Origin of the sequence: Aminobacter sp. AP02, from assembly GCF_003148805.1 — a bacterium.
GTDB lineage: Bacteria > Pseudomonadota > Alphaproteobacteria > Rhizobiales > Rhizobiaceae > Aminobacter.
Map to the genome: position 1 here is coordinate 61,106 of NZ_QGGX01000010.1, position 22,426 is coordinate 83,531.

Sequence of the window (22,426 nt, forward strand, 5' to 3'; positions counted from 1 at the left end):
TTTGGAGAAATAATCTGTTAACCCTAATGGATGGTTAAGAATGTCCGGAACACGGCGCCATCCGACACTGAAGGAAGTCGAAATGCCGGTCGAACTGCTCGACACCACGCCCTCCGACACGCTGCCGATCCACCTCGTGGCCAAGGATGGCCTCGAAAACGCCGGTCTCGCCCCCGAAATACTCGCCTGGGCCAATGCCAACAGGTTTGCCGGCGAGATGGGCAAGGTGCTGGCGGTTCCTGGTGCCAACGGCCACCTTGCAGGCGCTTTGTTCGGGACCGGTCAGAGCGAAAACGGACTTGCCTTTGGTGCGCTCGCCCGCAACTTGCCCGAAGGTGCCTGGCATTTTGCGACCCAGCCTGCTCAACCCGAACTGGCCGCTCTTGGCGTCGCGCTGGGCGGTTATGCCTTCACCCGCTATGGCAAGAAATCGGGGAGGGAACTCGGGCTCACTGTGCCCGCGGGCGTCGATGCCGCGCGATTGAAACGCATCGTCGAGTCGGTTTTCCTAGTCCGCGACCTCGTCAACACCCCGACCAACGACATGGGGCCATCGGCACTCGAAGCCGCGGTCAGGGCGCTGGCAAGCGCGCATGGCGCCGAACTCAGCGTGACCATCGGCGACGATCTGCTCAAGCACAATTTCCCGATGATCCATGCCGTCGGCCGCGCCTCCGACGATGCCCCGCGCCTCATCGACATGACATGGGGGCAAAGCGATGCCCCGAAGATCACGCTCGTCGGCAAGGGCGTGTGCTTCGACACCGGCGGCCTCGACATCAAGCCGCCGTCGAGCATGCTCTTGATGAAGAAGGACATGGGCGGCGCGGCCAATGTGCTCGGTCTCGCCTCGATGATCATGGCGGCCAAGCTCAACGTCAGGCTGCGTGTGCTCATCCCGGCGGTGGAAAACTCGATCTCGGCCAACGCCTTTCGGCCCGGCGACGTGCTGCAAAGCCGCAAGGGCATCACGGTTGAAATCGGCAACACCGACGCCGAAGGGCGCCTCGTGCTGGCAGATGCGCTCGCACTCGCCGACGAGGAGCAGCCGGCTATGCTGATCGACATGGCGACGCTCACGGGTGCCGCGCGCGTGGCGCTTGGACCGGATCTGCCACCCTTCTACACTGACGACGAGGCGCTTGCCGCCGACTTGTCGGCCGCTTCGGTGGCGGTCGAGGATCCGATCTGGCGCATGCCGCTGTGGAAGCCCTATGACGCGAAGCTGTCGTCGAAGATCGCCGACATGAACAACGTCACCACGGACGGTTTTGCCGGTTCGATTACGGCTGCCCTGTTCCTCAAGCGTTTTGTCGAAAAGACCACCAGCTGGGCGCATTTCGACATCTTTGCCTGGAACCCGACCGACCGCCCGCACGGTCCGATCGGCGGCGAGGCACAGGCCATCCGCGCGCTGGAAAAGGTGATCTCGGCGCGATTTGGGTGAGACGGGCGCCGGCTCCTCGCCTCAACGTAGCGGGGGGCCGGGTCCTGAATTTTGGGGTGACGTTGAGGGGGCATTGCGGTTGCGCCGCCTTGCCCTTGCCTCAAAGTCTCATTTGAATGAAACGGAACCGAAACAATTAGCGTGGATGCTGGCTTCATGCCGATCGCGTTGCGTCCTAGCCAGTCATTGAGATTGTTGCAGCAATTTACCCTGTCCGAGGTGCGTGACGACGCGCCCGACTTGACGCTGCGCCAGATGGCGATCCTTCTCACCATATATCTCGACCCGCCGCCACACACCGTGCGCGGGCTGGCCGCCCGGCTCGGCGTCAGCAAGCCGGTCATCACCCGCGCGCTCGACACGATGGGCGCGCTCAAGCTGGTGTCGCGCCACCGCGACCAACTCGACAAGCGCAACGTCCTGATCCGGCGCACTGTCGAAGGGGCGCTCTATGTCGAGCGCCTGGGCGATGCTATCATTGCCAAAGCAATGGAGCTTCCGATTTGACCGCCCGAGACAGCCGCCTTCACGCCTTCCGCCCGGACCTTGCCGATGCCCGCCTTGAGGGCGAAGTCGCAGCGGAGAGATTTGTCTCTGGGCGCCCGGCGCGCATTTCCGTGCCGGTTGCCGACGTCCGCAAGGCGCCGCGCCCTGATGCCGGCGTCAACACGCAGCTGCTCTATGGCGACGACGTCCTGGTCTTCGAGGAGGCCGAAGGTTTTGCCTGGCTCCAAGCCGAGCGCGACGGTTATGTCGGTTACGTCTCTGCGGGCGACCTTGCTCCGCGCGGGCCTGTGCCGACCCATGTCGTCACGGCCCTTCGCACCTTCGTCTACCCCGGCCCCGACATGAAGCTGCCGCGCAGTTCGGTCTTGTCGCTGGGCGCGCGTGTGGCAATCACCGGTTATGCCGAAACGCGCGGCACCGGCTACGCATTGCTGGCTTCGGGAGAGGCGCTCGTCACCCAGCACCTCGCACCGGTCGAAGCCAAGGCCGGCGATTTCGTTTCGGTCGCAGAACGGCTGATCGACACGCCATATCTCTGGGGCGGCTTCAGCGCCTTCGGGATCGATTGTTCCGGGCTGGTGCAACTGTCGATGCGCATGGCTGGACGCAATGTGCTGCGCGATTCCGACATGCAGGAGGCTTCGCTCGGCACGCAAGTAGACGCGGGCGCCGATTTTTCGAGACTTCGGCGCGGTGACCTCGTCTTCTGGAAGGGCCATGTCGCCATCATGACCGACGCCGAGATGATGATCCACGCCAACGGCCATACAATGACCGTTGCCCGCGAGGGCCTGCGCGAGGCCATCGACCGCATTGGCTACCTCTATGGTGGCCCGACGGCTTTCAGGCGGCCTTAGAGCGCCGTGCGTCCGTAATTCATTGAATCTTCGCATCGTGCTTTCCGGAAATCGATTCCGATTTCCGGGCTGATGCGCCAGGCCACCGAGAATCAATAACCCGCGTTGCGGTCAACCACGTGTTGAAGCGCTTCGCCGCGCTCGAATGCATCCATCTGCTTGAGCATGGGTGCCACCAGATGCGCCGGATCGGAGGTCGCGGCCGCGTGCGGGGTGACGAACACCTTGGGGTGGTTCCACATCGGGCTGGTCTTGGGCAGCGGCTCGACCTCGAAGACGTCGAGGCTGGCTTCCTTCAGCGTGCCGTCGTCAAGCGCGCGCAATATGTCGGCGTCGCGCTGCAGCCTGCCACGTCCGGCATTGATCAGCACTGCACCGCCAAGGCCATTGCGCCGGCGCAACTCCTTGAGCAGGCCGTAGTTGATGATGCCCTTTGTGGCGTCGGTCAGCGGCAGCAGAACCACGAGAATGTCGGTGGCATTGAGAAACGGCACCAGTCCTGCGTCGCCGCTGAAGGTGGTTACGCCCGCGACCTCCTGCGGCCTTCGGCTCCAGCCATTGATGCGGAAGCCCACGGCTTTTAGCACCTCAGCGGACGCGCGGCCAAGATTGCCCATACCCATGATGCCGACCGAAATGTCTTCTGCAGGCCTCTGGGGCGGCTCGTGCCAGGTCTTCTTGGTTTGCTGCGTGCGGTAGAGTTGGCCCTGGCGATGATGGTCGAGAACGCGCCACAGCACGTATTCGGTCATGTATTGCGTCAGGTTGTCGGCGACCACGCGCACGATCGGCACATCGGGCAGGCCGGGATCGGCAAAAACGTGGTCGACACCGGCACCGATCGAAAAGATCGCCTTGAGGTTGGGCAGCTTGGCGAGCGTGCCCGGCTTCTGCTTCCAGACGACGGCATATTCGATCGAAGGATCGGCAGCACCATCGGGTTCGAGCACCACTTCACGCTCGGCTGAAAGCAGTTCATACCAGCGTTGCGGACTGAAGCCTGTGATCGAAAGAAGAATCTTGCCCTTGTCCGCCATGCCCTGCCCTTGATGCTATTCGCTGACCACGCCGGTCGGCGCTGTTTCGATCTTGAACGCCGCCGAGATCAGCGCCCGAGTGTAGTCTGTTTGCGGGCGCTCGAAAATCTGCTCGGACGGCCCCGCCTCTACCACCTTGCCGTTGCGCATCACGATGACGTCATTGGCAAGTGCGCGCACCACCTTGAGGTCGTGGCTGATGAACAGATAGGCGAGGTCGTGCTTGGCCTGCAGGCTGCGCAGCAGGTCGACGACCTGCGCCTGCACGCTCATGTCGAGTGCGGAGGTCGGTTCGTCGAGCATGACGAAGCGCGGCTTGAGCACCATGGCGCGCGCGATGGCGATGCGCTGGCGCTGGCCGCCTGAGAACTCGTGCGGATAGCGGAAGCGGGTTTCTGGATCGAGGCCGACCTCGCGCAGCACGTCGACGACGGCAACGTCGCGTTCGGCCGCGGTGAGTTTCGGCTCGTGGATCTTCAGGCCTTCTTCGATGATGTCGGCAATCGACATGCGCGGGCTGAGCGAGCCGAACGGGTCCTGGAACACGATCTGGATCTCGCGCCTGAGCGGCCGCATCGCGTTGAAGGTCAGCTTGTCGATCTCGCGGCCGTCGAAATCGATCCGGCCCTGTGACGAGATCATGCGGGTAAGCGCGAGCCCCAGAGTGGTCTTGCCCGAGCCCGATTCGCCGACGACGCCAACCGTCTGGCCGGCGCGCACGGCGACATCGATGCCATCGACGGCCCTCACATGATCGACTGTCTTGCGAAAGAAGCCCTGTTTGATCGGAAACCACACCTTCACGTCAGAGCCTGACATCACCGTCTTGGCCGAGGCATTGGCCGCAGGCGGCTTGCCCTTCGGCTCGGCGGCAAGCAGATGGCGCGTGTAGCTGTGCTGCGGGTTCGCGAAGATCTCCTTCGTTGGCCCCGTTTCGACGATTTGCCCACGTGTCATCACGCAGACGCGGTCGGCGATGCGCCTGACGATACCGAGGTCGTGGGTGATGAACAGCATCGACATGCCCTTGCGGGACTTCAGCTTGGCGAGCAGCTCAAGGATCTGCGCCTGAACCGTCACGTCGAGCGCGGTTGTCGGCTCGTCCGCGATCAGCAGTTCGGGCTCGTTGGCAAGCGCCATGGCGATCATCACACGCTGGCGCTGACCGCCCGAGAGCTGGTGCGGATAGGCGTCGAGGCGCTTCTCGGGATCGCGGATGCCGACCTCCTCGAGCAGTTCCAGCGTACGGGCACGTGCCTGCCTGTCGCGCATGCCCTGGTGCAGCGACAGCACTTCGACGATCTGCCGCTCGATGGTGTGCAGCGGGTTGAGCGAGGTCATCGGCTCCTGGAAGATCATGGTGATCTTGTTGCCGCGCACCTTGCGCAATGCGTTTTCGTCCAGCGCCAGCAGGTCCTGCCCGCCGAACATGATCCGACCCGAGGGATGGCTTGCCGGCGGATAGGGCAGCAGCTTGAGCACCGAAAGGGCGGAGACGGACTTGCCCGAACCGGATTCACCGACCAGCGCTACCGTCTCGCCCTTGGCGATATCGAAGGAGATGTGGTCGACCGCGGTCGTAGTCAAACCGCCCTGGCTGAAGGCGACGGACAGGTCCTGGACGGAAAGGAGGGGGGAGGTCAAATGGCGGCCTCGATGTCGGTCATGCGAAAATCGTCACCCTTGAAAAGAAGCGGCTCGCGACGCGCCTTGGCGAGCGCATAGGCAAAGCAGTCGCCGAGGTTGAGCTTGGCTGCGTGCTTGCCCTTGCCGAATTGCTGGTAGGCTTCGCGGGCAAGGCGTGCCTGATCCGGCGTGATGTCGACTAGCCTTACATTCATGCTGGAGATGATCTGGTCCAATTTGTCGGAGGTGACACCCATGTCCCCGCGATCGACCCGCAGCGCGACCTCCAGATAATTGACCGGAGACAGGGCTACAGTGTCAGCCTGTTCGGTCAGAACGTCAGCGAAACGGTATTCTTCCGGTTCCTTGAGCAGGATCGCCAGGATTGCCGAAGCGTCGACGATCATTTCGGCAATCCGAATTCGTCATACAGGTCCGAATGATCACTGGTCACACCGGGAGGTGGCGGCGGTAGCGAATCCAGGATTTCACGCAGCCGACGCCTTTTCTCCCCGACGTCTCGCTGTCGATGCAGACGTTCCAGCCGCTCCTCAAGGGCAGTCTGGATCGCCGAAGTCATCGTCTCGCCGGTCTCGGCGGCGAGTTCCTTGGCAAGCCGCTCCACGGTCGCGTTCTTGATGTTCATTCCCATGTTTGTCTCCATGGTAGAAAACATAAGAAATTATACCATACATCCAAACTCACTTGAACGTCTTCCTTGGATCGAAGGCGTCGCGGGTGGCTTCGCCCACGAAGATGAGCAGCGACAGCATCAGCGAAATCACCACGAAACCAGACAGGCCGAGCCAGGGCGCGTTGAGGTTGCGCTGGCCCTGCTTGAGCAGTTCGCCGAGCGAGGCCGAGCCGGGCGGCAGGCCGAAGCCGAGGAAGTCGAGCGAGGTCAGCGTCGAGATCGAGCTGTTGAGGATGAAGGGCAGGAAGGTCAGCGTCGCGACCATGGCATTGGGCAGCAGATGGCGGAAAATGATGGTGCGGTTTGGCACGCCGAGCGCGCGCGCCGCATTCACATATTCGAAGTTGCGGGCGCGCAGGAATTCTGCCCGCACGACGCCGACCAGCGCTACCCAGGAAAACAGCAGCATCAGCCCAAGCAGGATGAAGAAGCCGGGCGGCAGCACGGCGGCGATGATCAGGAGCAGATAGAGCACCGGGATCGCCGACCAGATTTCGATGAAACGCTGGAACAGGAGATCGGTCCAGCCGCCGAAGTAACCCTGCATGGCGCCGGCCGAAACGCCGATGAGAGCGGAGCCGACAGTCAGGATCAGGCCAAACAGCACGGAGATGCGGAAACCGTAGATGACCCGCGCCAGCACGTCGCGAGCCTGGTCGTCCGTGCCGAGCCAGTTCCAGTTGCCGACCGTACAGTTGGGGTCGTTGGCCCCTTGCGGATAGCGCTGGCAGCGCACCTCCTTCGGATACATCCAGGACGGCTTGGCAGGTGCCGCCTCGGGGATCTCGTTGTTGGTGGTGCGGTAGGAATAGCGGATCGGCGGCCAGATCATCCAGCCATTGGCTGCAATGGCCTCCTGCACCACCGCCATGCGGTAGTCAGTGATGGGCAGGAAGCCTTCATCGCCTAGGAAGGTCTCTTCGCCATAGTCCCTCATGATCGGCGAGAAGAACTCGCCCTTGAAGCGGATCAGAAGCGGCCTGTCATTGGCGATGAACTCGGAAAACAGCGACAGGCCGAACAGGACAAGGAAGAACCAGAGCGACCAGTAGCCACGACGGTTGGCCTTGAAGTTTTGCCAACGCCGCTTGTTGATCGGCGACAGCCAGGGCCGCTTGACCGGTTTGGCTACGCCGGCCGGTGTGGCAACAACATCGAGCGCCGACATCAGACGTCCCTCCGCTCGAAATCGATGCGTGGGTCGATCCAGGTGTAGGTGAGGTCGGAGATCAGGCCGACGATCAGCCCCATCAGGGAGAAGATGTAGAGATTGGCGAAGACCACGGGATAGTCGCGATCGAGCACAGAGCGGAAGCCAAGCAGGCCGAGCCCGTCGAGCGAGAAGATGTTTTCAATCAGAAGCGAACCGGTGAAGAAGGCCGAGATGAAGGCGCCGGGGAAACCCGCAATGACGATCAGCATGGCGTTGCGGAAGACGTGGCCGTAAAGCACCTGGCGCTGCGAGAGGCCCTTGGCGCGGGCGGTCACCACATACTGCTTGCGGATCTCGTCGAGGAACGAGTTCTTGGTCAAAAGCGTGGTCGTGGCGAAGGCCGAAAGCACCAGCGCAGCCAGGGGCAGGGTGATGTGCCAGAGGTAGTCGACGACCTTGCCACCCAGCGACAGCTGGTCGAAGTTTTCCGAGGTCAGGCCGCGCAGCGGGAACCAATCGAAGAACGAGCCGCCGGCAAAAAGCACCATCAAAAGAATGGCGAAGAGGAAGGCCGGGATGGCGTAGCCGACGATGATGACGCCACTGGTCCAGATGTCGAAGGTCGAGCCGTCCTTGACCGCCTTGCGGATGCCGAGCGGGATGGAGATGAGGTAAGACAGCAGCGTGATCCAGATGCCGAGCGAGATCGACACCGGCATCTTGGAGATGATCAGGTCGAGCACCGAGATGTCGCGGAAATAGCTGTCGCCGAAGTCGAAGCGCGCATAGTTCCACAACATCATGCCGAAGCGTTCGAGCGGCGGTTTGTCGAAGCCGAACTGCTTCTCGAGCTTGGCGATGAATTCGGGATCGAGCCCCTGGGCGCCGCGATATTTGGACGAGCCTTCGCTGCCGGACGCGTCGAAATTGTTGCCCCCGACATCACCGCCGCTGCCGCCGGACAGGCGGTCGCCCGCGTCGCCGCCCTGGCCGGTCAGCTTGGCGATGACCTGCTCCACCGGACCGCCTGGAGCAAACTGGATGACGGCGAACGAGATCGCCATGATGCCGAAAAGGGTCGGTATCATCAAAAGGATACGGCGGAGGATATAGGCGCCCATCAGGCAAGGCTCCTCAGACGGAGCAATGGGGCAGGGATAGAAATCTCAGGTCTTGCCAATACGTGCAGCCTTGTCCTTGTCGAACCACCACATAGCCTCGACGGGGAAACCGAAATCCGGTTTCGGCTCCTTATAGCCGAACATGTCCCAGAATGCGGCGCGGTGATTCGCCGAAAACCAATTTGGAATCCAGTCTAGCCGGGCGCGCAAGGCCCGGTCGAGCGCACGCATGGCAACTGTCAGCGCTTCGCGATCCTTGGCCGCACCCACGGCGTCGACCAGCGCGTCGATTGCCGGGTCGGCGGTGCCTGGCAGATTGGTCGAGCCCTGCATGTTGGCTGCGCGGGAATGGAAAAAACCGTCGATTTCGTCGCGGCTTGGCGTTGCGGAAAACGAGGCAGCGGTCGAGATGGCATCGAAATCGAAGCTGGTCTGCCGCGCCTGGTACTGGGTCGCGTCGACCATGCGAATGGACGCATCAATACCGATCGTCCGCATGTTCTCGATCCATGGCGAATAGACGCGGACGAAGCTGTCATCGTCGACCAGGACCTCGAGCGTTAGTGGCTCTCCCTTGGTATTGCGCAAACTGCCGTCCTTGCGCGCCCAGCCGGCATCGGCCAGCAGCTTCGAGGCTTGCCCCAACAGCTTGCGGTCGCGGCCTGAACCGTCCGAAGGCGGCTGCAGCACTGCCTCGCCGAAGGTTTCCTCGGGAATACGACCGCGGAAAGGCTCTAGCAGCGCCAGTTCAGCTGCTGAGGGCAATCCCTCGGCGCGATAGGTCGACTTCTCGAAGGTCGATTGGGAGCGCTGATAGGCGCCATAAAACAGGTTGCGATTGGTCCATTCGAAATCGAAGCACAGTGCCATGGCGCGGCGCACGCGCGGATCGCGAAATCGTTCGCGCCGTTGGTTGATGGCAGTCGCCTGCATCATCGGCCTTTTCTCGCCGGGGAACTCGCGCTTGACCACCTTGCCTGAGGTGAAGGCAGGAAAGTCGTAGCCGGTTGCCCAGATACGCGAGGTGAATTCCTGGCGATACGCGATGTCGCCTTTCTTGAATGCTTCGAAGGCGGCCTGTCTGTCCTGGTAGAACTCGATGCGGATGCGGTCGAAGTTGTAGAGGCCGCGATTGACCGGCAGGTCACGGCCCCAATAGTCGGCCACCCGCTCATATTCGATCGTCTGGCCGGGGGAGACGCGGCCAACCTTGTAAGGCCCCGACCCCAGCGGCGCCTTCATCTGCGAGGCATCGAAAGGATTGGCCTCGAAGAACGATTTCGCCGGGATCGGAAAGGTCGCGATGTCGAGAACAGTCCGGTCTGATTGCTTGCCGTCGAAGCTGATCCGCAGCGTGTGGGCGTCGAGCGCCTTCGCCTCCACCAGATGGCTGAGCGGTAGGAGCAGGCTGGGATGGCCATCCTTCTTGAACAGCGTGAGAGCATATGCGGCGTCTTCAGCGGTGAAGGGCGTGCCGTCGTTGAAACGCGCCTCGGACCGCAGCGCGAAATCGAAGCTGTTGCGGTCGTCGGAAATGGTCACCGAGTGCGCCAGAAGACCGTAGATGGCATCGGGCTCGTCGAGCGCGGACGTCATCAACGAATCGTAGCACAGCCCCATGCGCGGCGGCGCATCGCCGCGGCTGACGAAGGTGTTGAGCGTGTTGAAGGTGAGCGGGCTCTGATTGAGGACCCAGTTTGGTGGCGAAAAATTGAACGTACCGCCCTTGGGGGCGTCGAGGTTCACGAAGTCGAAGTTCTTGAAATCAGGACCGTATTTGAGATCGCCGAAAGCCGACAGGCCATGCAGCCCGGTACCGGTCGGACTTGCGGCGAAGACGCGCCTTGGCAGCAATGGTACGACGGCCGCCGCCGCACCGAGCGCCAGGAAATCGCGACGGGGCAGGCGCGGGCTCAATTGACGCCCTTGTACTTGGCCGCCAGCGCGGCCTCCTTGTCCTTGTCGATCCACCAGGAATCGGGATCGACGCCAAGATAGGCCGGCTGTTTGTCAGGAATGCCGAACTTGTTCCAGTAGGCCGTCCGCACCTTCGGCAGATGCCATTGCGGCACGATGTAGTAGTTCCACAGCAGGACGCGGTCGAGCGCCCGGGTGGCGGCGACGAGATCCTCGCGGCCGTCGGCAAAGATGACGCGATCGATCAACTCGTCGACCACAGGGTCCTTGATGCCAGCATAGTTTCGCGATCCCGGCGTGGCGGCAGCCTTGGAGCTCCAGAAATCACGTTGCTCGTTGCCCGGCGACTGGGTCTGGGCGATGACGGTGCTCATCACGTCATAGTCGAACTGATTGACCCGGCTGACATACTGGCTGACGTCGACGATCCTGAGGGTGGCATCGATGCCGAGCTTGCGCAGATTGTCCATGAACGGTGCCGTGACGCGCTCGTCGGTGGGGTCGTTGCCGAGGAATTCGATCTTGAACTGCTCGCCGGTTTTCTCGCTGACAAGCTTGCCGCCGCGGTTCACCCAACCCGCTTCCTTCAACAGCTGCGAAGCCGAGCGCAGGTTTTCGCGGAACGATTGCGGGGTGCCGTAAACCGGAAGCTTGAACGGTGTTGTGAACAGCTCGGGCGGCAGCTTGTCCCGGTACTTTTCGAGGATTTCGAGCTCCTTGCCTTGCGGCAGGCCGCTGGATGCGAGGTCGCCACCCTTGAAGTAGCTGTCGGTGCGCACGTAGGAGTCGTAAAACAGCGTGCGGTTCATGCTCTCGAAATCAAAAGCCATGGTCAGGGCCTCGCGCACGCGACGATCGTGGAATTGCGGGCGACGCGTATTGAGCACGAAGCCCTGCATTGGCGCGCCGGAGGTCTTGTCGAATTCCTTCTTGATGACATCGCCGGCAGTGAATGCCGGGAAATTGTAGCCGGTGGCCCAGCGCTGTGAACGGTTTTCAAGCCTGATGTCTTCAAATCCGCCCTTGGTGAAGGCCTGCCATTCGGCGTCCTGATCCATGAAATAGATGTAGCGCCGCTTGTCGAAATTGTTGCGCCCGACATTGACCGCAACTTCAGACGCCCAATAGTCGGGTACGCGCGCCCAGACGATCTCGGCGCCCGGTTTGAAGCTCTCGATCTTGTAGGCGCCCGAGCCGAGTGGCGGCTCCAGGGTCCCCTTGGTGATGTCGCGCTTCTTGCCCGAGGCATCGGTGCCCTCCCACCAGTGCCTGGGCAGCACGGCGAGGTCGCCGATAATGTGGGGCAACTCGCGATTGCCTTTCTGGTCGAAGCGGAACTCGACCTCGCGATCGGACAGGGCCACTGCCTCGGTCACGTTGGCGAAGTATTTTCCATAAAGCGGGTTGATCTGTTTCAGCGTGTTGAGCGACCAGACGACATCATCCGCCGTGATCGGCTTGCCGTCATGCCACTTTGCGCGGGCATCGATTCGATAGGTCGCCGAAGAATAGTCGGCGGGATATTTGTAGGCGTCGGCGATCAGTGGATGACTGGTGCTCGACTCGTCGGTCGCCTGCTGCATCAGCGTATCGTAGAGCAGGCCGCCGAAGTAGGTGAACCCGGCCGCGGGCGTGCCGTTGACGATGAACGGGTTGAAGCTGTCGAACGTGCCGAATGTCGTCGAGTTCAGCGTGCCGCCCTTGGGCGCATTCGGATTGACGTAGTCGTAGTGCTTGAAATCTTCGCCGTATTTCGAGGTCCCGATCAGCGATGAGGTCGTATGCCATTGGCTGGTGTCCTGCGCGCTCGCCGGCAGCCAGGTGCCCGACAGAAGAACCGCGGCAAGGCCGGCGGTTGCAAAAATCCTGATCAGGCAAGCCTTCATGAAAATCCCCTTCGCATCGGTATTCTCGGACACTCTAATTAATTCGCAGCGCGAGGAAACCATACGTTAGACGATTGTCGTCGCATGTTTGCGCAAGGCAACAAAAAAGCCGGGCTAAACCCGGCTTTTTCAAGATGCGAAAATGACAAATTCGTTAGTGAGCGGCAGGAGCTGGCGCAGCGCCTTCTGCAGGGGCTGCCGGGGCAGCGCCCGCGGGAGCGGCAGGAGCAGCACCTTCGGTGGCGGGGGCTGCGGCAGGGGCCGCGCCAGCCGGAGCCGCTGCGGGCTCAGCCGCCGGAGCCGCGTCAACCGCAGGCAACGGTGCCGGGCTGTCCGACTGCGAATTCAGGTAGGCGATGAGGTTGGCGCGCTCGTCATCCTTCTTGATGCCGGCAAAGCCCATCGCGGTGCCCTTGATGTAGCCCTTCGGCGACGCCAGGAAGTGGTTGAGGTGCTCGAAATCCCACACGACGGTACCGCCCTGCGAGAATTCCTTCATGCCGCCGGAATAGGCGAAGCCTTCATGCGAGGCCAGCGGGCGGTTGACGACGCCCCAGAGGTCCGGACCGACCTTGTTGGGGCCGCCCTTTTCGATCGAATGGCAGGCGGTGCACTTCTTGAAGACGGCCGCACCGGCTTCGGCATTGGCGCTGGCCAGCAGCTGTGCGATCGGCACGGCAGCCGGTGCGGCTTCGCCGCCGCCAGCACCCGCGCCGCCTTCTTCAGCGGCCTCGATGGCAAAGCCGGGCTTCTCGGGAACCGGCGCAGCAAAGATCGCATCCGATATGAGCGAGATGGAGAACACCACAAAGGCAGTACCCAGCAGGCCGCCAAGTACCTTGTTCACTTCAAATGAGTCCATACGCCCCTGGCTCCCTTATCCGGTCGATCGCCATCCTCTGCGACCGCTGCCGTTTGTCGGTAAAGTCTATCGCCCGGCGGACCGGGTCAAATCGCGCGGAAACTAGGTCTTTTGCTTGCCGGTTGCAACACCTATAAGGGCGCTTCCAGTGAGACGTTTTGACACTTTCCAAAGCCATTTAGAAACAGTCGTACCGCCATGTCCACCCTTGTCCTGATCCCCGCCCGAATGGCCTCCACACGCTTGCCCGGCAAGCCTTTGGCCGATATCGCCGGCCGTCCGATGATCGTTCATGTCGCCAGCCGCGCTTCGGAAAGCGGGCTCGGCCGCGTGGTGGTGGCGACCGATACCGATATTGTGGCCGAGACCGTAAGGGCGCATGGCTTCGAAGCGGTGATGACGCGCGCCGACCATGAGTCGGGTTCGGACCGGATCTTCGAGGCGCTGGCCACGCTCGATCCCAAGGGCCAGGTTGAAACAGTGGTCAATGTCCAGGGCGACCTGCCGACCATCGACCCGGGAATCATACAGGCCGCGCTGCGGCCGCTGGAAGAAGCGTCCGTCGACATTTCCACGCTTGGCGTCGAAATCACCCGTCCCGAAGAAAAGGTCGATCCGAACGTCCCCAAGATCATCGGCTCGCCATTGTCGGCGCAGCGGCTGAGGGCGCTTTATTTTACCCGTGCCACCGCACCCTGGGGCGAGGGCCCGCTCTATCACCATGTCGGGCTTTATGTTTATCGCCGTGCTGCCCTTGAGCGCTTTGTCGGGCTTGGCCCGTCGCCGCTCGAAAAGCGCGAGCGTCTCGAACAGCTCAGGGCGCTGGAAGCGGGCATGCGCATCGACGTCGAAATCGTCGATACGGTGCCGCTCGGCGTCGACACGCCGGAGCATCTCGAACGCGCTCGCGAACTTCTCTCAAAATAGAACAGGCCTGAAAATGCCCGAAAAGACCAACCGCATCTCCTTCCAGGGCGAGCCTGGCGCGAACTCCGACACGGCGTGCCGCAACGTCTTTCCTCAGATGGAGCCGATGCCGTGCCCGACCTTCGAGGATGCGTTCAATGCGGTGGAAACGGGCAAAGCCGACCTGGCGATGATTCCGATCGAAAACACCATCGCCGGTCGCGTCGCCGACATCCATCATCTCTTGCCTGAGTCGAAGCTGCATATCGTCGGCGAGTATTTCCTGCCGATCCATTTCCAGCTGATGGTTCTGCCGGGCGTGAAGCGCTCGGAGATCAAGACCGTGCACAGCCACATCCACGCGCTGGGCCAGTGCCGCAAATACATCCGCAAGAACAGCTGGAAGCCGGTCGTCGCGGGCGACACCGCTGGCGCTGCCAAGCTGGTTTCCGAGGTCAAGGACCGCACCATGGCAGCGCTCGCGCCGCGCCTGGCGTCCTCGCTCTACGGTCTCGATATCCTCGAGGAAAACGTCGAGGACACCGAAAACAACATCACCCGCTTCGTCGTCCTGTCCAAGGGCAAGAGCTGGGCCGAGCGCACCAACCCCGACACCAAGATGATGACCACCTTCGTCTTCCGCGTCCGCAACGTGCCGGCAGCGCTCTACAAGGCGATGGGCGGTTTCGCCACCAACGGCGTCAACATGACCAAGCTGGAGAGCTACCAGCTCGGCGGCGAATTCACCGCGACCCAGTTCTATTCCGACATCGAAGGCCATCCCGACGACCGCCTGGTCGCGCTCGCGCTGGAGGAACTGCGCTTCTTCACCCGCGAGGTGCGCATTCTCGGCGTCTACGAGGCCAACGAGTTCCGCGGCACGCAAAATAACGGCGACGCTTGATCACGCGCTCGGCTCCCGGCGGACGGAGCCACTTCGGTGCGATTCGATCTGATCGTGAAGCGCTCTACAGGCGCTTCTCGAACCAGTGGTCGGCGTAAGGGTTGTCGTTGAAGCGGCCGACCTCCTTATAGCCTTCGCGCCTGTAGAGAGACTGCGCCTCCTTGAGCGCGCGGTTGGTGTCGAGGCACACGGCCATCGCGCCGAAACCCGGCGCGATGGCCTCGAGCTTGTGCAGAATACGGCGGGCAACGCCGAGCCCGCGCGCGGAGGGTGCGACCCACATCCGCTTGATCTCCGCGGTGGTGGCATCGAACATGCGCAGCGCCGCACAACCTACCGGAGATCCGTCGAGGCGAGCGATCACGAAAGTACCACGCGGAGGCGTGAACTCGTCCTCTGTGGCTGCGTTTCCTTTGGCCTGGTTGAAACCTTCTTCGAAACGCGCGTCGAGTTCGTTGAAGTAATGCGCCAGGCATTGGCGTGCATCCTCGGTATTGGCCGCCTCCTGGTCGACGGTGATCGACGCCGCGGCAAGCAGGTGCTCTACCTCTGCCATCGCCGCAACGAGGCGACCCCGCGCTGCTTCGGAAAGCGGCCCGAGAATGGAATTCGCCAGGTCGTCCGACAGCGCGTCATATGCTGCATGCTCGGCGCGGCCTTTGTCGGTCAGCGTCGCGTGGCGGCTGCGGGCGTCGCCGTCGAGTTTGCCGACTGAGACAAGGCCCTGTGCCTCGAGCGACCGCAACAGGCGGCTGAGGTAGCCCGAATCCAGCCCAAGCCGGGAACGCAGTACGCCAAGCCCCGCGCCTTCCGGCCCGATCTCGAAAATGAGGCGTGCCTCGCCGAGCGGGCGTCCGCGGCTCAGATAACTGTCCTCCAGCGCGCCTATGCGGCGGGTCACCGCGCGGTTGAAACTGCGCATCTGGGTGATTTGCAGAGACTTGTCCATTGCCTGACGATAGTCAGATATTTGACGAAAGGCAATATTTGTTGGTCTAGGAATCGCTGGCGGCATCCGCCCAGGTGCGGATCAGCTGATGGGCGATGGCATGGCCGGCCGGCACTTTGAGCCCACCAGGATGCGTGCCGTCGAGCATTTGCACAACCTCAGCGCGGGAGAACCAGCGGCAGTCTTCCAGCTCGTCGGAATCGGCCGAGATGTCTTCGTTGAGCGCTTCGCCGTAGCAACCGATCATCAGCGAGTAGGGGAACGGCCAGGGCTGGCTCGCGTGGTAGACGACCCGGCCAAGGCGGATGCCCGATTCCTCAAGTGTCTCACGCCGCACGGCGGCCTCGATCGTTTCGCCGGGTTCGATGAAACCCGCCAATGCAGAATAGACGCCGGGAGCGAAATGCCGACCGCGGCCCATCAGGCATTTGTCGCCTGAAACCGTCAGCATGATCGCAACCGGATCGGTGCGTGGAAAATGCTCGGCGCCGCAAGCCGCGCACAGTCGCTTGTAGCCGCCGGCCCGCATCTCGGTTGGGCCGCCGCAGCGGCCGCAGAAACGGTGGTTGGCGTGCCAGGCAAGCAAGGCGGCACCTTGCGCCAGTGCTCCGAGCTCGGCCTTTTCGGCGAGGCCTTGCGCAAGGATGGCGCGGAAGTCGATGGCTTTCAGGTGGTCGGGCAGGCTTTCTGGCTCTGCGGCGATCGGAACCGCGAGCGTGGCTGTGCCGTCGGTCCGGCCAAGCAGGATCGCGTCGCTGGTCTGAGCGCCGAGCGCCTGCACTGCTGCGAGCGTGAAGTAAGGATTGGCTGGGCCATCGCTGAAATCCAGGACCAGTCGTCCGGAGGCGATCAGCAGCAGCCGGGCGTCGGGTTCGACCAGCGCAAGTTTGGCGGAGTCGTCGCTGCGCTTTTCCGATTGGCGGTCGATGATGTTGCCGGCGAAGCCGAGGAAATGGCTGGCTTCACGCGCCGGTGCGCTGAACAGGCTGAAAGGCATTGGAGACTCGGTCCGGATTGGTGCCGCTTTTATAGGGCGGTCTTGATACGCTCGGCAAACCGGTGGAGGTCGTCGCGGCGGTAGGGCTCGCGCACGCCATGGCCCCAGACCGGGCCGGGCCAGCCGGGATCGCCCTCGGAGCGGGCGACGACATGGAAATGCAATTGGCGCACTATGTTGCCCAGTGCGCCGCTGTTGATCTTGGCGCAGCCGGTGGTGCGCTTCAACGCATGTGCGACCATGTTGCTCTCGAAGGTCAGCATCGCCTGGTCGAGCGGGGTCAGGTCATGGATTTCCTCGACGCCGGAGCGCTGCGGCACAAGCACCAGCCAGGGCCAGCGCTGGTCGTTCATGACGCGCAATTCGCAAAGTCCAAGCCACATCAGCGGTTCGCTGTCGGCGTCGAGACGCGAATCCAACGCAAACCCAGCCTTGAGGCCCGACATCATTGGCGTTTCCTTTGTTCAGGCGAAGGCTAGAGCCTGCCTGCCGTGCCTGCAAGCGAATCATTGAAAAAGCTAGTTCCCGCCGGCGGGGTGGCAAGTCGTGCGGCGATGCCGATATGTTGACTGCTGCAGCATCGCGCGGCCGCCATTGCAAGTGGCGCATACGCATCAATGTCGCCGATTGCGTCTTCGGGCGCGCATAATTCCCAGGGCATTTGATCGCGGGTGGGGGCTCCTCATCCTTGGCTCTTGCAATTGGTTCGGCAATTGCCGATATGGAAGTTGGGAGGTTGGTGGTGGACGATCCACTCGCCAACCGGGTCAGGTCCGGAAGGAAGCAGCCCTAACGAGCCCGGAACGGGTCATTGTTCCAGCCTCCCGCCTCTTCGCCCTTCTCCGCGTCATTGACGGCGTTGCGCCGTGCGGGCGAAACTCGTTTCGCGGAATCGGTCCTTTGCGGCCGAGGCAGGGGCGCCAATACCAACGGGCGACGGGGCGAATGAGCGAAGCCGGACAGACCGATAAGAGCAAAGACGGCGCCTACCGCGTTCTTGCGCGCAAATACCGCCCCGCCGATTTTACGGCACTCGTCGGCCAGGAGCCGATGGTCCAGACGCTGACCAACGCATTCTCCTCAGGCCGTATTGCCCAGGCATGGATGCTGACCGGCGTTCGCGGTGTCGGCAAGACCACCACCGCCCGTATTCTCGCCCGCGCGCTCAACTACAAGACAGCTGAAATCGATCGCCCGTCGGTCGATCTCTCCGTACTTGGCGAGCATTGCCAGGCGATCATGGAAGGCCGCCATGTCGATGTGATCGAGATGGACGCCGCCTCGCACACCGGCATTGACGACATCAGGGACATCATCGACCGCGTCCGCTATGCGCCCGTTTCGGCGCGCTACAAGGTCTACATCATCGACGAAGTGCACATGCTCTCGACGCAAGCCTTCAACGGGCTGCTGAAGACGCTGGAGGAGCCGCCTCCGCATGTGAAGTTCATCTTCGCGACCACCGAAATCCGCAAGGTGCCGATCACGGTCCTGTCGCGCTGCCAGCGCTTCGACCTCCGCCGCATCGATGCCGGCAAGCTGGTCGGGCATCTGCGCAACATCGCCCAGCAAGAGGGCATTGCGGTCGAAGACGACGCGCTGGCCATGGTTGCGCGTGCCGCCGAAGGCTCGGCGCGCGATTCGCTGTCGATCCTCGATCAGGCGATTGCCCATGGCGGCGGCAAGGTGACGACGGAAGCGGTACGCGCCATGCTCGGTCTCGCCGACCGAGCCCGTGTCGTCGACCTGTTCGAAAACATCATGAAGGGCGACATCGCGGCAGCTCTCGGCGAGTTGCGCGCCCAATACGACACTGGCGCCGACCCGGTGGCGGTGCTCAACGATCTGGCCGAGTTCACCCATCTGGTGACCCGCCTGCGCTTCGTGCCATCAGCGGCCGATGATGCCTCGCTGTCGGAAGACGAGCGCAAGAGGGGCGTCGAATTCGCACAGAGCCTTTCGGTCAGGGTGCTGTCGCGCGCCTGGCAGATGCTGCTCAAGGGTATTCCCGAAGTGCAGTCGTCCAACCGTCCGGTCAGTGCCGCTGAAATGGTGCTGATCAGGCTGGCGCATTCCGCCGACCTGCCGACGCTAGACGAAGCGTTGAAATCGCTTGGCGATGCGCCGTCTCAGCCGGCACCCGGCCCGCGCAACGGCGGCATCTCAGCCGGTGCCGGCAATGGCGGGCCGGCAGCTTCGGCCGTATCGCAGGCGCGGATGCCTGTGAGCAACGGCGGCGGCCAGGCGATGCGTCTGGTCGAAAGCGCACCGGCTGCCTTTGTGGCACCGGCTCCCGCGCCCGAACCAGTTGTCGATGCCGTGCCGGTACGCACGATCGAAGAGCTTGCGAACCTCGCGGAATCCAATCGCGAAATGGCTTTCAAGGTGCTGATCCGGCGCGTCGTGCGCCCGGTCCGTATCGAGCCTGGCCACATCGAAGTCAGCCTGACCGCGGACGCGCCACGGACGTTCCTCAATGACCTGACGGCCAAGCTGAAGGCATGGACCGGCCGCCACTGGATGGTGTCGCTGTCACGTGAAGAGGGCGGGCCGACGCTCGCCGAGGTCGAGGCCAACAAGCGCGAGGTCGCCCTGACCGACGCGCGCGCCGACCCGACCGTGGCTGCGATCCTGTCGCGTTTTCCCGGTGCGAAAATCATCGACGTGCGCCTTCCCACGGCGCCCGATACACCCGATATCGATACCGACATCGAGTTGCCGCCCGATCCGGGCGTGGACAACGACGATGACGATCCGTTCTGAGACGAAAGGAACAAGACGATGAAGGATCTGCTGGGCCTGATGGGCAAGGCGAAGGAAATGCAGGCCAAGATGCAGGCCCTGCAGGAAGAGGTCGCGCTGATCGAAGCGACCGGCCAGTCCGGCGGCGGCATGGTTACCGTCACGCTCTCGGGCAAGTCGGAAATGAAGTCGCTGAAGATCGACCCGTCGCTGCTGAAGGAAGGCGAGGGCGAGATCCTCGAGGACCTGATCGTCGCCGCCCATAATGACGCCAAGGCCAAGGTCGAAGCGACGATGCAGGAAAAGACCAAGGCGCTGACCGCCGGCCTGCCGATCCCGCCCGGCATGAAACTGCCGTTCTGAGCGGTTAAAGATAATCCTGCCATCGGCGTGCTTCCTGAAGCGGAGGCAGGCCGATGTCCTCTCGCAACGCGTCGGGAGGACAAGAAGGTGGCCGGCACCGGCCGCGCTGAACCAACTGCCTGACGATCTGACCAATTTTCTTCATGAGAACCGATGAGTTCGCTTTCATGGAGCGGAGCATCGTGGCATTTTCGTCGATAGTGAAATGAAGAGTCCTCAGCACGAACATGAGGAAATTTCATGCAAGTACTGCCCGGATACACGCCGCCTGTGCAGACGCTACGCGCGCTCGTCGCGGTCGCGAGGCTGAGGAGCTTCACGAAGGCAGCTGATGCTCTCGGGATCACCCAGACGGCGGTTAGCCATCAGATCGCGCAGCTTGAGGACTGGATCGGCGGTCCGCTTTTTGTCCGCGACCGCAGCGGAGTTGCGCTGACACGTCTCGGCGCCGGGCTGGTGCCCGACATTGCCGCGCTGCTCGAAACCCTTTCCACGATCCTGGAGCGAACCCGTCAAAGCGTGGGAATCCAGAGGCTGCGGGTGTCAACGACGCCAGAGTTTGCGGCACAGTGGCTGGCTCCCAGACTACCGCAGTTCTGCAGCGCTCATCCAGACATCGACCTGAGCGTGACGGTCGAATATCGCCGAACACGTTTCGCCGCCGACGAGGTCGATCTCGCGATCTGGCTTGCGGGTCCGTCGACAGGGAGCGAACAGTTGACCAACGACGAGGAGTTTGCGGTCTGCGCTCCGTCGATCGCAGTATTGTTGCCAGAGCGAAATGCGCTCGGTGTCGCGCCGTTGCTGCGCTACGCCGGAAGCCGCCACACTGCGCTTGATTGGGGCCGGTGGCATGGCCAGATGTACGATCAGGTGCCTGCTACCACCGATTTTGACGGTGGGCCTTGCTATCCAACCTTTGTCGAGATGCTGGAGGCATGCCGACGCGGGGAAGGTTTTGCATTGGTGAGGAGTTGTCTCGTCGATGCCGACATCCGCGCTGGACGCCTTGTTCGCTGCTTCACCGAAAGCACCTTGTCGGATCTACAGTATCAGCTGGCCATCGCTCCGGATCGCAAGCGCGATGCCGATATCGTGGCCTTTCAGGTGTGGCTGTTCGACCAGATGTCTCCGATGCGCGACAGAAGCGGCGAGTAGTGGCTACTCACCCTAGAACCGCGTAACCACGCTGATCCCAAGCCCGTCGAACCGGTCCATCGACATGAGCGCTTCAGGCGCCTCCTCGAGGCTGAGGTGCTTGCCGACAAGCATTTGCGGCCTGAGCTTGCCTGCCTCGATCATCTCCATCATCGCCTGGTAGCGGAATGCCTGCATGCCGTGGCTGCCGAGGATTTCGAGCTCGTGGGCAATGACCTTGTCCATCGGAATCCGTGGGTGATGATGGTCGCCCACCATGAGGCCGACCTGGACGTGGCGGCCGCGCCGGCGAAGATTGGCGATCGAATTGAAGCAGGTGGTAGGGTGGCCTAGCGCATCGATCGACAGATGCGCGCCGCCCTTGGTGATCTCGCCGACGGCGCCGACCACGTCGCTCGTGCCGGACGCATTGATCGTCGCCACTGCGCCGATCTGGCGTGCGAATTCCAGCTTGTCGTCGGCCAGGTCGATGGCAATCACATTGGCCCCAGCAGCGGACGCGATCATGATCGCCGACAATCCGACGCCGCCGCAGCCATGCACGGCAACCCATTCCCCAGGTTTGACGCGGCCCTGGTCGAGCACCGCGCGGAACGAAGTGACGAAGCGGCAGCCAAGGCCGGCTGCGGTGACGAAGTCCATGCTGTCGGGCAGCCGCCCGAGATTGGTATCGGCGAAATCGACCGCGACATGTTCGGCGAATGAGCCCCAGGCGGTGAAACCTGGCTGGAACTGGTGTTCACAAACCTGGTGATTGCCTGAACTGCACTCGAAGCAATGGCCGCAGCCGCCAACGAAAGGTACGGTGACGCGGTCGCCAATACGCCACTTGGTAACCAGCTTGCCAAGTGCTGCGATGGTGCCGGCCAGTTCATGGCCCGGCACATGCGGAAGCACGATATCCACGTCGTGTCCCATCCAGCCGTGCCAGTCGCTGCGACACAATCCCGTGGCCTCGACCTTGATCACAACGCCTGTCGGCGACGGGGTCGGGTCGGCAACATTTTGCACTCTCGGCGGCTGGCCAAACTGCTCGAACAAGACAGCTTTCAAGATTTCCTCCAGAGGCGTTGGCGTGTGTTGGGCACATTCGTGCAGTTGATGGACGAACATAGCGGCCAGGTGTTGAAGGTGCGAGCCTGACGGCAAGCCGCTTTTGAGGCTCGTGGCCATCATTTTGCCCGAAACTGGCTCATCTTACTGAGTTCTGGGGACGTGGCGGGCTTTTGTAAGAGGGGAAGCCTGTGATCGCCGTGAGATGGAGGACGCCGATTTTGGTCGGCGTTGTCGCCTCCCCGTT

Annotated in this window: 21 protein-coding genes and 1 other RNA gene; 9 read left to right on the top strand and 13 right to left on the bottom strand. The window is 62.5% G+C overall.

Annotation, left to right across the window (positions count from 1 at the left end):
- Positions 1-82 precede the first annotated feature (82 nt).
- The 3 genes from C8K44_RS14515 to C8K44_RS14525 all read left to right on the top strand — a co-directional run bounded on the left by C8K44_RS14515 (position 83) and on the right by C8K44_RS14525 (position 2,811).
- Positions 83-1,447 carry a leucyl aminopeptidase family protein gene (locus C8K44_RS14515; RefSeq protein WP_109576649.1) on the top strand — a complete coding sequence of 455 codons (1,365 nt, stop codon included), beginning with the start codon at positions 83-85 and terminating at the stop codon, positions 1,445-1,447.
- Between the two features lie 156 nt (positions 1,448-1,603).
- Positions 1,604-1,954 (top strand): MarR family winged helix-turn-helix transcriptional regulator, encoded by a 351-nt coding sequence (locus tag C8K44_RS14520; RefSeq protein ID WP_109576650.1) that lies wholly within the window; start codon positions 1,604-1,606, stop codon positions 1,952-1,954.
- Positions 1,951-2,811, top strand: a complete 861-nt coding sequence (locus tag C8K44_RS14525; protein WP_109576515.1) for an NlpC/P60 family protein — start codon at positions 1,951-1,953, stop codon at positions 2,809-2,811. Before C8K44_RS14520 ends, C8K44_RS14525 begins: the two co-directional genes overlap by 4 nt.
- Positions 2,812-2,903: 92 nt before the next feature.
- Here C8K44_RS14525 and C8K44_RS14530 read toward each other — a convergent pair whose 3' ends face one another.
- The 9 genes from C8K44_RS14530 to C8K44_RS14570 form a co-directional block, all read right to left on the bottom strand.
- On the bottom strand, positions 2,904-3,848 hold the full coding sequence (locus C8K44_RS14530; RefSeq protein ID WP_109576516.1) for a glyoxylate/hydroxypyruvate reductase A: 945 nt from the start codon (positions 3,846-3,848) through the stop codon (positions 2,904-2,906).
- 15 nt (positions 3,849-3,863) lie between these two features.
- A complete protein-coding gene (locus C8K44_RS14535) occupies positions 3,864-5,492 on the bottom strand; it encodes an ABC transporter ATP-binding protein (RefSeq protein WP_109576517.1) in 1,629 nt (542 codons plus the stop codon).
- Positions 5,489-5,881, bottom strand: coding sequence for a type II toxin-antitoxin system VapC family toxin (locus C8K44_RS14540; RefSeq protein WP_109576518.1), 393 nt, complete (start codon positions 5,879-5,881; stop codon positions 5,489-5,491). The genes C8K44_RS14535 and C8K44_RS14540 overlap by 4 nt, the downstream gene beginning before the upstream one ends.
- Entirely contained in the window at positions 5,878-6,120 is a 243-nt protein-coding gene (locus tag C8K44_RS14545; RefSeq protein WP_245417484.1) for a type II toxin-antitoxin system VapB family antitoxin, read from the bottom strand. The genes C8K44_RS14540 and C8K44_RS14545 overlap by 4 nt, the downstream gene beginning before the upstream one ends.
- 55 nt (positions 6,121-6,175) lie before the next feature.
- Entirely contained in the window at positions 6,176-7,336 is a 1,161-nt protein-coding gene (locus tag C8K44_RS14550) for an ABC transporter permease (RefSeq protein WP_109576519.1), read from the bottom strand.
- A complete protein-coding gene (locus tag C8K44_RS14555) occupies positions 7,336-8,442 on the bottom strand; it encodes a microcin C ABC transporter permease YejB (protein ID WP_109576520.1) in 1,107 nt (368 codons plus the stop codon). Before C8K44_RS14555 ends, C8K44_RS14550 begins: the two co-directional genes overlap by 1 nt.
- A 45-nt stretch (positions 8,443-8,487) precedes the next feature.
- Positions 8,488-10,359 (bottom strand): extracellular solute-binding protein, encoded by a 1,872-nt coding sequence (locus C8K44_RS14560; RefSeq protein WP_109576521.1) that lies wholly within the window; start codon positions 10,357-10,359, stop codon positions 8,488-8,490.
- Positions 10,356-12,245: an extracellular solute-binding protein gene (locus C8K44_RS14565; protein WP_109576522.1), complete on the bottom strand. Its 1,890-nt coding sequence runs from the start codon at positions 12,243-12,245 to the stop codon at positions 10,356-10,358. Before C8K44_RS14565 ends, C8K44_RS14560 begins: the two co-directional genes overlap by 4 nt.
- Before the next feature lie 154 nt (positions 12,246-12,399).
- Positions 12,400-13,107, bottom strand: a complete 708-nt coding sequence (locus tag C8K44_RS14570; protein ID WP_109576523.1) for a cytochrome c family protein — start codon at positions 13,105-13,107, stop codon at positions 12,400-12,402.
- 198 nt (positions 13,108-13,305) lie between these two features.
- Between C8K44_RS14570 and C8K44_RS14575 the strand changes: the two genes are divergently transcribed.
- On the top strand, positions 13,306-14,034 hold the full coding sequence (locus tag C8K44_RS14575) for a 3-deoxy-manno-octulosonate cytidylyltransferase (protein WP_109576524.1): 729 nt from the start codon (positions 13,306-13,308) through the stop codon (positions 14,032-14,034).
- A gap of 13 nt (positions 14,035-14,047) precedes the next feature.
- The gene (locus C8K44_RS14580) at positions 14,048-14,917 is read left to right on the top strand and encodes a prephenate dehydratase (RefSeq protein WP_109576525.1); all 870 of its coding nucleotides are present in this window, start codon (positions 14,048-14,050) and stop codon (positions 14,915-14,917) included.
- Between the two features lie 64 nt (positions 14,918-14,981).
- Here the strand turns inward: C8K44_RS14580 and C8K44_RS14585 are convergent, their stop codons facing one another.
- From C8K44_RS14585 to C8K44_RS14595, 3 genes are all read right to left on the bottom strand, one after another.
- Positions 14,982-15,839, bottom strand: coding sequence for a helix-turn-helix domain-containing GNAT family N-acetyltransferase (locus C8K44_RS14585; RefSeq protein WP_245417485.1), 858 nt, complete (start codon positions 15,837-15,839; stop codon positions 14,982-14,984).
- A 73-nt stretch (positions 15,840-15,912) separates the two neighbouring features.
- Positions 15,913-16,863 carry an NAD(+) diphosphatase gene (nudC, locus tag C8K44_RS14590; RefSeq protein ID WP_109576527.1) on the bottom strand — a complete coding sequence of 317 codons (951 nt, stop codon included), beginning with the start codon at positions 16,861-16,863 and terminating at the stop codon, positions 15,913-15,915.
- Positions 16,864-16,892: 29 nt separating this feature from the next.
- Positions 16,893-17,312: an HIT family protein gene (locus C8K44_RS14595; RefSeq protein ID WP_109576528.1), complete on the bottom strand. Its 420-nt coding sequence runs from the start codon at positions 17,310-17,312 to the stop codon at positions 16,893-16,895.
- A gap of 282 nt (positions 17,313-17,594) precedes the next feature.
- Here C8K44_RS14595 and ffs point away from each other — a divergent pair.
- From ffs to C8K44_RS14620, 4 genes are all read left to right on the top strand, one after another.
- An RNA gene (ffs, locus tag C8K44_RS14600) (signal recognition particle sRNA small type) lies at positions 17,595-17,691 on the top strand.
- 117 nt (positions 17,692-17,808) lie between these two features.
- Positions 17,809-19,626: a DNA polymerase III subunit gamma/tau gene (locus C8K44_RS14605; protein WP_109576529.1), complete on the top strand. Its 1,818-nt coding sequence runs from the start codon at positions 17,809-17,811 to the stop codon at positions 19,624-19,626.
- Between the two features lie 18 nt (positions 19,627-19,644).
- On the top strand, positions 19,645-19,968 hold the full coding sequence (locus C8K44_RS14610; protein WP_109576530.1) for a YbaB/EbfC family nucleoid-associated protein: 324 nt from the start codon (positions 19,645-19,647) through the stop codon (positions 19,966-19,968).
- A gap of 240 nt (positions 19,969-20,208) precedes the next feature.
- Positions 20,209-21,126: a LysR family transcriptional regulator gene (locus C8K44_RS14620; protein ID WP_109576532.1), complete on the top strand. Its 918-nt coding sequence runs from the start codon at positions 20,209-20,211 to the stop codon at positions 21,124-21,126.
- Positions 21,127-21,138: 12 nt separating this feature from the next.
- Here C8K44_RS14620 and C8K44_RS14625 read toward each other — a convergent pair whose 3' ends face one another.
- Positions 21,139-22,179 (bottom strand): zinc-dependent alcohol dehydrogenase family protein, encoded by a 1,041-nt coding sequence (locus C8K44_RS14625; RefSeq protein WP_109576652.1) that lies wholly within the window; start codon positions 22,177-22,179, stop codon positions 21,139-21,141.
- Positions 22,180-22,426 lie beyond the last annotated feature (247 nt).